Raw genomic sequence first — 12,330 nt, forward strand, 5'->3', positions numbered from 1 at the left:
AGGACGTCAAGCGTTTTTGATTTTTAAAGTATGGCAGACTACATTTGTTTCAAATCAGAAATACGTTTGATTACAGTTTCTAATTGTTGTTTGTAATCATCGCCTTTTTGTTTTTCGGATTCAATGACATGTGCGGGTGCTTTCGCTACAAAACCTTCATTTGCTAGTTTATTTTCGACACGCGCCACTTCTTTTTCTAATTTTTCTTTTTCTTTTTCAAGACGTTTGATTTCATCTTCAATATTGATTAAGCCAGCCAGTGGTAATAATACTTCTGCACCACTGATAACAGCTGTCATCACTTCCTCATCTAAGGAAATCTCTGTATCAATCGTTAGTGTAGACGGATTGCAGAAACGTGTGATGTAATCTTTATTGTCGATGAGTAAATCACTGATTTCTTTTGTATTTGCTTTAATGTATATTGGTACTGCTTTGGACAATGGCGTATTTACTTCGTTACGAATATTGCGTACCGTACGAATTAACTCGATTAAGCGTTCCATACTATCTAATGACACAGCGTCTATTTGCGCTTCATTTACAACTGGATAGCTTGCAATAACAATGGATTGCTCAGGATATAATTGTTGCCAAATTTCTTCTGTTACAAATGGCATCATTGGGTGCAACAAACGTAATGTATTGTCTAAAACATAGAGTAAAATACTGCGTGTTGTATGTTTTGCTTGTTCATTGGTACCATTTAATGTTTCTTTCGACATTTCAATGTACCAATCACAAAAATCATCCCAAACAAAGTTATATAGTTGACGTCCCGCCTCACCAAATTCAAATTTATCAAATAAATCTGTCACACGTTCTACTATTTGATTAAATCGTGTTAAAATCCAGCGATCTGCTAATGTTTTTTCACCAGATAAGTCAATATTTTCTGGTTTTAAGCCTCCTAAGTTCATCAATGTGTAACGACTTGCATTCCAAATTTTATTGATGAAGTTCCAAGCAGCTTCGACTTTCTCTTCCATATAGCGAACATCTTGACCTGGAGCAGAACCATTTAATAAGAACCAACGTAATGAGTCAACACCATGTTGTTCAATCACATCCATTGGATCAATTCCATTTCCAAGTGATTTACTCATTTTACGACCGTCTTTATCACGAATCAGTCCGTGAATCAACACATTTTGGAATGGTTTTTGTCCAGTAAATTCTAAACTTTGGAAAATCATACGACTTACCCAGAAGAAAATAATATCATAACCTGTTACTAATGTATTTGTTGGGAAATAACGTTGGTAATCTGATGCTTGTATATCAGGCCAGCCCATTGTTGAAAATGGCCATAAAGCAGAACTAAACCATGTATCTAAAACATCTTCATCTTGTACCCAATGTTGACTATCTTCTGGTGCTTGCATACCTACATATAATTCACCTGTTTCTTTGTGATACCACGCTGGAATTTGATGCCCCCACCATAATTGACGAGAAATAACCCAGTCATGAACATTTTCCATCCATGTTAAATACGTCTGTTCAAAACGTGGCGGATAAAAATCTACTCTATCTGCTGTTTCTTGTGCTTTTATTGCCTGCTTAGCCAAGTCTTTCATTCTCACAAACCATTGTGTAGATAATCTCGGCTCTACAACAACTCCCGTACGTTCTGAATGTCCAACACTATGTATCATTTTTTCGATTTTTACAAGATAACCTTGTTCTTGTAAATCTGCAACTACACGTTTACGTGCTTCAACATTCGTTAATCCTTGATAACGTTCACCTGCCAATTCATTCATCGTTGCATCATCGTGCATGATGTTAATCATTGGTAATTGATGGCGTAATCCTAGCTCAAAGTCATTTGGATCATGTGCAGGTGTTACTTTCATAACGCCCGTACCAAATTCTTTATCAACATAGTCATCTGCAATAACCGGAATTTCTTTATTAACAAGTGGTAAAATAACTGTTTTTCCGATGAAATCTTTATAACGTTCATCTTCTGGATGTACCACAACAGCTGTATCTCCCAACATTGTTTCTGGTCGTGTCGTTGCCAATTCTACTGAACCACTTCCGTCTGCTAAATCATAACGAATATGATAGAAAGCTCCTTCAACATCTTTATGAATCACTTCAATATCCGATAGAGCTGTTTTTGCAGCTGGATCCCAGTTAATAATATATTCACCACGATAAATAATACCTTTATGATACAAATCCACGAATACTTTACGAACAGCTTCTGAAAGACCACTATCTAATGTAAAACGTTCACGATCGTAGTCAACAGACACCCCCATTTTTGCCCATTGTGAACGAATAGTTTGAGCATACTCCTCTTTCCATTCCCATGTTTTTTCAAGGAATTTTTCACGACCTAAATCGTATCGAGAAACACCTTCTCCACGTAATTTTTCTTCTACCTTCGCTTGTGTCGCGATGCCGGCGTGATCCATCCCCGGTAACCATAATGTGTCATATCCTTGCATACGTTTTTGACGAATAATCGCATCTTGCAATGTCACATCCCACGCATGCCCTAAATGCAATTTACCTGTCACATTTGGTGGTGGAATAACGATGGAGTAGGGTTTTGCATCAGGATTGGCATTTGGTTTAAAAACGCCACTTTCTACCCATGTCGTATATTTTCCTTCTTCTACTTCTTTTGGATTATATTTTGTTGATAAGTCCTTTGTCATTAGTTTCTCCTTTTGTCTTTTATAAATTACTTTTTCTATAAAGCACTTAAATAAACAGTTATCATTTTATATGTCGTACTTTATCCACTTTATAATAAACGTTATTTTTTAATCCATTCTCTTTCTTCTTTTAAACATTTTTTCATGTTTTTACTGCATCTGATTGATAATGATAGTAACGTTTTTACCGTCCCGTATAAGAAATCGTTTCAAAGACTCCCCCTAAAAATACATTGTTTTCCATTAGCATATTCGATACTAAATGTTTTGTAATTAAGGCAATAAAATTCACATAATTACCACATTCTACAATGTCTACAACTTTACATTCAATGGATATATCAAGCAAGAGCATCAATCGCTTTCGATTTTTGATATTAAGTCAAATCTATCCCGTTCAATTTCTGCATCATGTCTTTCTTCGATAAATTCCCGTAAATTCTTTATGTAAACTCATTTGTTTTGTACTCTTATTACCATTAAATAAACCAATGCCCGTTGTGTCACCTTTATATCCTAAGAAAAAGATGAAAATTTTATTGATCATATTTTTCTTCGTTTTTCGTATTTTGTTCTTGCCATTCTGATTTTAATAATCCATAGCGTAATTCATCACATATTTGATTGGCATACTTATCACGCAAACGCAGGCGAGCTTCTAATGTAAATCCTAATTTTTCTGCAACTTTTTGACTTCGTTCATTCAATGAATGACACGCAATTTCCATTTTAGAAACATTTAACAAAGTAAAGCCTATATCTATCAATGCTTTAGCTGCTTCTGGCACATAGCCACGTCCCCAAAAATCTGGATGTAACACATAGCCAATCTCTAAAATATCTCTATTGGCACCATGTCTGCGATTAAAATCAACTGAACCTATCACTCGGTCACTTCCCTTAATCGTAATACCATATCCGTCAGGAATATCGTGCTCTTGATGACTTTTTGGAAGATTTTTCATAAATTCTATTTCATCATCTAATGTTTTTATAACTGGAAACCCACAATTATCAGCAACATCTTCAATACTCGCATACAAAAACATATCCTCAACATCATCGAACGTTCGTGTTCTTAATATTAAACGATCCGTTTCCAGTTTAGGTAAATGGTAGCCGTCATATTCTCCAATAATGTTCATACTCTTTTCCTACTTATCTAAATAACGTTTAAATGCTCCTACTTCTTGAACATCCGATGTCAAATAACGATAGGCACGTTTTTTAGAATCTCCAACAAACTCAACCGGATTGACTTTTCCATGTATTAAATGCCCATTTTCGTCAACACACTCTTCATCAATCCATCTCTCTTCAATCGTCGCAAGAATATGCGTATACACACCAACTTCTGTCATGCTCACAACTTGGCATTCAACATTATAAAAACACTCTGTTAAAATTGGAGCATCTACTTTTTCGCCTATCGTAAAATGTGTGTTCGCTTGGTTTAATTTATCTTTTCCGCGATTAAATCCGAATAATTCAATCAATTCCATTTGATTTTTATCAGGTACATTTAAGGTAAACTGACCTGTTTTTTTGATTTCTTCAAAAGAATGATTACCATTATATAATGCAATCGCTACTGTATTAGATACTGTATAAGCAGCGTTAATTGTTGTCACATTATAACCATACAATTCATCTTTATATCCAATCAACACGACTGGTGACCCGTAAAATAATTTATTTGTTTCAATATGTACTTTTTTCAAATGTATTCTCCTTTATCCTATTCCTCTAAGTTGATTATAAAAAAACGTCCTAAACAGATAGTTTATCTGTTTAGGACGCAAAACGTGGTACCACCTAAATGTTATACTTTTTATTAGTAACGAAGTATCTCTCCGAACAAACTTACTCATATTCAGTTTGTTAACTCATAAGCTACCTTCATTTTTTTTATGTAGACAGATTTCACCAAGACTGTCCTCTCTAAAACATATCCAAAAACTACTCCTCTTAATCAACGTAAGTAAATTTTAACATACTCTTTATTAAATGTGAATGAAAAAGATTTACTTTTCTTGATTTTTACGGTTTTTTCTGACATAAATCAAACCACTCATAAATACGGCTATAAATCCAACAGTTGTGATATTTGTTTCACCTGTTTTTGGTAAACTATTTTTATTTTCTACTTGTTTTTGTTGTGTTTCTTGTGCATTTTCTGATGTACTTACTGTGTTGTTTGATACATGATAACGTGATAAACCTTTACCAGTATGATATTGTGTTGTTACCTCACGAGCAATTGTAACTGGTTGACTAACAACAGGCAAACCAACTTTTTCTGTTGATGTTTCTGTTGATGTTTCTCCTGCTGCTCCCTCTGATGCTTGTTCATCATTTTTTGGGTTAGGTGCAACACCATTTAAAGCTGTTTGTGCTGCTTTTAATTGATTTAAGGCTTCATTAACTTCTTCTTGCGTTGCTAATTCATTTTTCAATACAGATTGTGCTTTTGCTACTGCTTGATTATAAGCTTCTTGTTTTTCTTTTGTATCATATTTATAAGCATCGCTTGTTGTCACTTTATCATATTGATCATACGTTTCTTGTAAAACGGATTTATCAACAACTGGTTTATTTTCTGGCTGAGTAATCGCAAAAATACTAAATCCTGATGTTTCAAAACTTAATTGTCCACCTTCAATTTTAGTAAATAATTGTTCAAATGTACCATCTTCTTTTTGGTGATACACTTTTGTTCCTTCTGGATAAGTACCTGATAACGTCACTGTACGATTACCATCTACTTTTATTTTATTACCATTTTTTGTTAAGTAAATATCATAGAATGTTACAGTTTGATTTTTTGGATTTACTTGTTGATTAAACTGTGTAGTTAAGTCGGTTACAACAGTGTCTTCTGTTTGTTCTTCAACAACAAGTTTTACAGTATTCACAACAGGATTTGTTAACGTCACAGTACCGGCTACTTTATCATCCGCATTTGTACCAACAATATTTACATATTCTGGCACAATCAATGATACATCTTTACGATTTGATTTATGTTCTACTGTGAATGTAAAATCATTTTCTGATGCTGCATAATCTTCTGGTAATTCAATGTGAACTGTATAATCCCCTACTGGTAATTTTCTTTCAAAAATGAACGGATTATATTTACTTTGTGGTAATTCTGTTTTTTCACCATTCGCATCTATTGCAAAAACACGTGCACCTTCTGGAAGTGGCTTATCAAATAATACACCAAATTTATTACGGAAGATTTCTTGCATTTCAAATGTTGCGACTTGGTCTGGATTTTCTTTTGTTAACTGAACTATCACAACTTTATTACCAACAAGTTTCACATCGTCTGTTAATAGAACCAATTCCACTGTATATGTGCCATAAGGTAATGCATAAACAGATTTACCATTTCTTGTAAATGTATCTGTCACAATTTCGCCTTTATCATTTTTAATCACATGACGTGAAATCACACCGTGTAAATCAAATGCTTCTCCGTCTAATATAAATGATAATCCGATTGTTCCTTTTTCTTCTGAAGGGAATTTATCTGATAATTTAAATGATGTTGTGTTGCCTGCATAGTCTATAATCTCAAATGTGAATTTAGATGGATCAACATTTTCTGGTAATGTGTATGAACCGTCATCATTTGGTTCAACTTCTATTTCTTCATTTTTATCATTTTTATAAGTTAATCCTTCATAACTAATGCCACTACCGTCTTCTGTAATGCGAGAAGGTTTAAATGTTCTTGTTTCTTTATCGTATGTTCCACCGACACCATCATACATTGGTGCTTTTGTATCAATTTTTACATTAAAACTTGTTTCTTGCATTTCAGAGCCAGAAACATCTGCACGATATGTTACAACATATTGATAATCGCCGTCTGGTAAAACACGATCATCATTGTCTTTACCGTTCCATTCTGTTTCACTTAGAATAGTTGATTTTACATTTTGACCACCGTCATAATATGTTTTTGCACCTTGTCCATTTCCTGTTTCAAAAACAGGATGTTCACGTTTCACATCGTCTTTTTTATAAACTGCTAAGTGCATGTTTTCATAGTTTCTAAGCACCACAGCTTTTAGTGCTACTGCATCTTGTTTTCCATCGCCATTTGGAGAAAAGGCAATTTTTGAATCATCAAATTCAGGTTCAGTGTCTGTTTCTCCTAAAACCACTTCATTTTTACCATATTTACTTACTAAGGCTGTAAAATGATTTTCTGGATCTCTTTGTTTTTCTTCTTCTGAAGCATTAGGATCTGCATAGAAGTAGAAAGGTTTTTCTGATTCTTTAAATGCATAGATTGGTTTTTCTAAAACTGGTAAGTTTTCAAAATGACCTTTAAACCCAACATAAGGTAAGCTAATCACGTGGTCTTGTGCTTGTGGATCAGAGAACACAACAAAGCCTTCGATATATGTACCATTTTCAAATGTTTGGCTTAATTTTTCATTAAATTCAGAAATATCGACAGGAATTTGAACACTCGCTGTACCATTTGCTGGAACAACAATTGTTTGTCCTTCAACTGTTTTCAATAAACTTGGTTTTAGCGTCACAAGCCCATTTTCAACATCATCTGTATTAACAGTCGTTTTATAATGTAATGTTTTATCTTGATTAGATACATTGTGTACAACTAAATTCAACACAAATTGATTATCAATATTTCCTAAAACAACACTACCATAATCATTTGTACCTGTTACATATAAATCGCCATAAGCAGCTTTATCTACATCAATAATACCTGCACCTTGTTGTCTTGGTGATGTATATGTTCCTTTTTCCGTATTCACATGAGGATTTGCGGTACTCATCACTAAATGCTTCAATAAAGCTTGCAATGACTCAGGTGATAATTCTGAAAAACGTTGTTTTAATACTTGTTTGACTAATGCTACGGCACCGGCAACGTGTGGAGAAGCCATACTTGTTCCACTTTCTGTTCCGTATGTACCATTGTTAAATGAAGAATAGATAGAACCACCTGGTGCTGTTACGTCTGGTTTTAACTCTCCATCAGATGACATTCCCCAACTTGTGAAATCTGTTAGTGTATTTGCTTTGTCATTTGGAATTTTAGCTAATTCTTTTTTAAAGACTAGTTTATAATCACCTGAATGTTCTGACAATTCTTTCCCAAAAGAATGCCCTAAAGAAACAATTGGAATTTCTTTATCTAAATCATTTAAAATCATTCCCATTGTGTCTTCTCCACCTACTTCGTGGTTAAAGATAACAACTCCTGCAACTTCTCTTAACATTGCACGTATAACTTTTTCAGTAAATGGAATTTCTCCACGTTGAATTAGTGCAACTTTATCTTTTAAATCATTTTCGCCAAATTGTTCAAAATCTTCTTCTTTACCCAAATTTACATAAACATATTCATATTCTTTTGTTGGATCGAATAATTTTTGATATGTACGGATCGGTGCTATACCATTATGTTTTGTTGCATCATTTGCTAATTGTGGCACACTAACAACAGATGAATTTAAAACTGAATTGTTCATCGCTGCAACAGAGATAGAATCATACGCAATAGATGGATCCCCTACTAAACCATAATCTGGATTACTTGCTAGAGGTGCTCTATATCCAAACCCAAATGTATTACTATTCCCTGCTGCAATAACAACAGTGATACCGGCTTTTCTAGCTAAATCAATAGCACCAGATACCGCTTGTCCTATTTCTAAAGTAGATCCTGCTGATGACCCTAAACTCATGTTAATTGAGTCAGCACCTAATTTTACTGAATCTTCAATGGCTTTCACATAAATAAAGGAGCTTGTTCCTTTCCCTCTTTTATCTGAGAACACACGCATAAACATCAGTTGCGATTCAGGAGCAACTCCTGCTACGTAATCGCCATTTGGTGCTGGTTTTGTTGGATTCCCAACGGCTGTCCCCGTTACGTGCATACCGTGTGAGTCTTCTTTTTCTTCTTTTATATCATCGTTCCAATCATTATAGTTAAACGCATAAACCAATTTATCACTATACCATTTTCCATAAGTAATACCGGCTTTTTGCTTTGCATCTTCTAATTCTTGTTTAGATTTATATTTTGCCGTTGATGTATCTGTAAGATGCAAGACATCATGTTCTGGATCAATACCAGAGTCTATAATAGATACTAATTGTCCTTGCCCTTTTATATTTTTATCCCATAGTGCTTGAACATTGATCAGTTGATTACTGTCAATTGCTTTTCCATAGTTGACCGGCGTATTAGATTCATTCGAATCTGCATTTAATGTCGGCACTTCGTAATCAACAGATACATCTACTGATTCAACATCATTCAAGGCTTTAATTTCTTTTGCTTGTTTATAAGTTGTTTCTAATGAAACTCCATTAAATAATAGATCGTATTCAAATAATTTTTTATACTCAATTCCTTTTGCTTGTAATGTTTTCAAAAATGCTTCACGTGCTGGTTTAGTTTGCGCTTCACGATTAGCACGACCTTCAGGTGTTTTTAAACTATTTGGATCAACTGCTGCTTCTTTTAATTTAACGATAACTTGTACAGTATCATTATCTTGATAAGGTTTTTCACCAGCAGTAATATTCGACAATTCCTCTTGTGCGTAGGCAATGTATTGCGTTGTTGGTAACACCAATGGTTGAACAATGCCAAACCCTAAAGTCAACGTCATCATACTTACCGTCAATTTTTTAGAAAATTTCAACATTCCCACTCCTTTATTAAAAATAAATAACAAAAATGTTATTTTGATTACTGGTAAATTAAATTAAACACCTTAAAATGAAAAAAGTCAACATTTTTTATGGTAAAATTTTCATTTTTTATAAAAAATGAAAAAAAAAGTAACATTTCTATATTATTTAATGCTTTTCAATTTATATATGTTATAATCGTTCTTGTCATAATGAAATGGCAAATTTATTTGTAAAGGAGAAATGTATAGTGGCAGAAAAATACAGTGTTGTTTTAAAGCACGTTACAAAATCTTATGATAACCAAGATATATTAAAATCCATTGATATGGAATTAGAAAAAGGTAAATTTTATACCTTGCTAGGTCCATCTGGTTGTGGTAAAACAACAATTTTGAGGCTAATTGCTGGTTTTAGTTCTGCAACGAGTGGAGAAATTTATTTAGACGGAGAACAAGTCAATAAAATTCCTGCTCATCAACGAAAAGTAAATACCGTTTTCCAAGATTATGCATTATTCCCACATATGAACGTTTTTGATAATATTGCATTTGGTCTATCTGTTAAAAAAATAGATAAAGAAACCATTAAAGAAAAAGTAACAACCGCTTTAAAAATGGTACGTCTAAGTGGTTATGAAACACGCAAAATATCAGAAATGTCAGGTGGACAACGTCAACGTGTTGCCATCGCTCGTGCCCTTGTGAATGAGCCAGAGGTACTATTACTAGACGAACCCTTATCAGCGCTTGACTTAAAGCTCCGTACAGATATGCAATACGAATTACGTGAATTGCAACGTCGCTTAGGTATCACATTCGTTTTTGTCACACATGATCAAGAAGAAGCATTGGCAATGTCTGATTGGATTTTTGTCATGAACAATGGAGAAATTGTCCAATCAGGAACTCCAGTAGATATTTATGACGAACCAATCAATCGCTATGTAGCTGATTTTATTGGTGAGAGTAATATTATTGATGCAAAGATGATTGAAGATTACAAAGTAGAATTTGTTGGTAAAATTTTCGATTGTGAAGATGCTGGTATTCCAAGTGGAGAAGCCGTTGAAATCGTTATTCGTCCTGAAGATATTGATATTACAACACCAGAAAAAGGAAAATTAGTTGCAACTGTAGATACCATGTTATTTAGAGGTGTATTTAATGAAATTATCGCTTATGACGAAGACGGCAATGAGTGGATGATTCACACAACCGATAAAGTAAAACCTGGTGCGAAAGTAGGATTAAATTTTGAACCTGACGATATTCATGTTATGAGATTCAATGAATCTGAAGAAGACTTTGATGCTCGTCTTGAACAATACGAAGACTGAGGAGGCTGAAAATTGAAAAAGAAACACTATAATTATGCTATTCCTTATTTATTATGGATTGTGTTATTTGTCATTGCCCCACTTGTATTAGTTCTTTATCAATCTTTTTTTGATAGCAATGGACAATTTACTTTAAATAATTATATTCACTATTTTACCTCGGCTAATTATGTCAAAATGACGATCAATTCTTTTTTGTATGCATCTCTTGTTACACTAGTGACCTTGGCTTTCAGTTATCCTATGGCTTATTTATTAAGTAGAACAAAACATAAACAGTTATGGATTCTACTCATTATTTTACCAACATGGATCAATTTATTATTAAAAGCATACGCCTTTATTGGTTTATTTAGTCAAACAGGTACGATCAATGAATTTTTAACATTTATTGGTGTTGGACCTCAACAATTATTATTTACAGATGCTGCATTTTTAATTGTTGCAGCGTATATTGAATTGCCATTTATGATTATGCCTATTTTCAATTCTATTAACGATATTCCTTATTCAATGATTGAAGCTAGTGAAGATTTAGGAGCTTCTCGATTAACAACATTACGTCGGGTTATTTTTCCTTTATCTTTACCAGGCGTTCGAAGTGGTATTCAAGCTGTATTCATTCCCTCATTATCTTTATTCATGTTAACACGTTTAATTGGGGGAAATCGTGTCATTACATTAGGAACAGCCGTTGAACAACATTTCCTTGTCACACAAAACTGGGGAATGGGATCTGCTATTGGCGTTGTTTTAATGGTACTCATGATTATTGTTATGTTCTTGACACGTGATAAAAATGAAGCAGGAGGACTAAGAGATGAATAAATTTAAATGGCAAAATATATATTTATGGTTTATGTTTGCTGTACTTTATTTACCTATCTTCTACTTGATTTTTTATTCATTTAATGCCGGTAATGATATGAACCGTTTTACCGAATTTACATTAGAACATTATACAAAAGTCTTTGAAGATAGCCGCTTGATGATTTTTATTATCAATACGTTTATTTTAGCTTTATTATCTGCATTGATTGCAACTGTAATTGGGACCTTCGGTGCAATTATGATTTATTACTTTAAAAAGAATACAACAAGACAAACTTTTTTAAATTTAAATAATATTTTAATGGTAACACCTGATGTTATGATTGGGGCAAGTTTACTGATGCTATTTACATTTTTGCTTCCTATAAAATTAGGATTCTTTAGTGTATTGATAGCCCATGTTGCCTTCAATATTCCAATTGTTGTGTTAATGGTTCTACCAAGATTATACGATATGAATGACACAATGATTACTGCCGCTCAAGATTTAGGGGCAAACGCTCGTCAAATCATGGGACGCGTTATTTTACCAAGTATTTCAAGTGGTATTTTTGCCGGATTTTTCATGGCATTTACTTACTCATTAGATGATTTCGCTGTGACATTCTTCGTCACAGGGAATGGATTCAGTACCCTTTCTGTTGAAATTTATTCTCGTGCTAGACATGGTATTAGTTTAGAAATCAACGCTTTAAGTACGTTAATGTTTTTATTATCCTTTGTACTAGTTATTGGATATTACATTATTCAAACAACAGAACAAAGACGAAAAAAACGATAATATAACAT

The 12,330-nt window shown here is 33.6% G+C and carries 8 protein-coding genes and 1 other annotated feature; of the genes, 3 read left to right on the forward strand and 5 right to left on the reverse strand.

Features of this window, described 5'->3' with window-relative positions:
• Nucleotides 1–38 precede the first annotated feature (38 nt).
• The 5 genes from GMA06_RS00360 to GMA06_RS08555 all read right to left on the reverse strand — a co-directional run bounded on the left by GMA06_RS00360 (nt 39) and on the right by GMA06_RS08555 (nt 9,385).
• Nucleotides 39–2,675: a valine--tRNA ligase gene (locus tag GMA06_RS00360; protein ID WP_163561314.1), complete on the reverse strand. Its 2,637-nt coding sequence runs from the start codon at nt 2,673–2,675 to the stop codon at nt 39–41.
• A gap of 184 nt (nt 2,676–2,859) precedes the next feature.
• On the reverse strand, nt 2,860–3,030 hold the full coding sequence (locus tag GMA06_RS00365) for a hypothetical protein (RefSeq protein WP_205426127.1): 171 nt from the start codon (nt 3,028–3,030) through the stop codon (nt 2,860–2,862).
• Nucleotides 3,031–3,211: 181 nt separating this feature from the next.
• Nucleotides 3,212–3,820, reverse strand: coding sequence for a GNAT family protein (locus tag GMA06_RS00370; protein ID WP_163561316.1), 609 nt, complete (start codon nt 3,818–3,820; stop codon nt 3,212–3,214).
• A 9-nt stretch (nt 3,821–3,829) separates the two neighbouring features.
• Nucleotides 3,830–4,396, reverse strand: coding sequence for a flavin reductase family protein (locus tag GMA06_RS00375; protein ID WP_163546225.1), 567 nt, complete (start codon nt 4,394–4,396; stop codon nt 3,830–3,832).
• Nucleotides 4,397–4,464: 68 nt separating this feature from the next.
• Nucleotides 4,465–4,660 (reverse strand) — a binding site (T-box leader).
• Nucleotides 4,661–4,699: 39 nt separating this feature from the next.
• Complete coding sequence (locus GMA06_RS08555; protein WP_163561317.1) at nt 4,700–9,385, reverse strand: S8 family serine peptidase; 4,686 nt, start codon at nt 9,383–9,385, stop codon at nt 4,700–4,702.
• 203 nt (nt 9,386–9,588) lie between these two features.
• On the opposite strand from GMA06_RS08555, the gene GMA06_RS00385 reads away from it, so the two are divergent.
• The 3 genes from GMA06_RS00385 to GMA06_RS00395 are packed head-to-tail and all read left to right on the forward strand — an operon-like array spanning nt 9,589 to nt 12,322.
• On the forward strand, nt 9,589–10,710 hold the full coding sequence (locus tag GMA06_RS00385; RefSeq protein WP_163546223.1) for an ABC transporter ATP-binding protein: 1,122 nt from the start codon (nt 9,589–9,591) through the stop codon (nt 10,708–10,710).
• Nucleotides 10,711–10,722: 12 nt separating this feature from the next.
• A complete protein-coding gene (locus GMA06_RS00390; RefSeq protein WP_163561318.1) occupies nt 10,723–11,538 on the forward strand; it encodes an ABC transporter permease in 816 nt (271 codons plus the stop codon).
• A complete protein-coding gene (locus GMA06_RS00395) occupies nt 11,531–12,322 on the forward strand; it encodes an ABC transporter permease (RefSeq protein ID WP_163561319.1) in 792 nt (263 codons plus the stop codon). Before GMA06_RS00390 ends, GMA06_RS00395 begins: the two co-directional genes overlap by 8 nt.
• The last annotated feature ends 8 nt before the right edge of the window (nt 12,323–12,330 follow it).

It is taken from the genome of Granulicatella sp. zg-84 (assembly GCF_010892375.1).
Classification (GTDB): domain Bacteria; phylum Bacillota; class Bacilli; order Lactobacillales; family Aerococcaceae; genus WM01.

Coding starts and splice junctions, on each gene's coding strand:
- GMA06_RS00370 (WP_163561316.1), bottom strand. CDS start 3,820: ATGAACATTATTGGAGAATATGACGGCTACCATTTACCTAAACTGGAA.
- GMA06_RS00360 (WP_163561314.1), bottom strand. CDS start 2,675: ATGACAAAGGACTTATCAACAAAATATAATCCAAAAGAAGTAGAAGAA.
- GMA06_RS00365 (WP_205426127.1), bottom strand. CDS start 3,030: ATGCTCTTGCTTGATATATCCATTGAATGTAAAGTTGTAGACATTGTA.
- GMA06_RS00395 (WP_163561319.1), top strand. CDS start 11,531: ATGAATAAATTTAAATGGCAAAATATATATTTATGGTTTATGTTTGCT.
- GMA06_RS08555 (WP_163561317.1), bottom strand. CDS start 9,385: ATGTTGAAATTTTCTAAAAAATTGACGGTAAGTATGATGACGTTGACT.
- GMA06_RS00385 (WP_163546223.1), top strand. CDS start 9,589: ATGGCAAATTTATTTGTAAAGGAGAAATGTATAGTGGCAGAAAAATAC.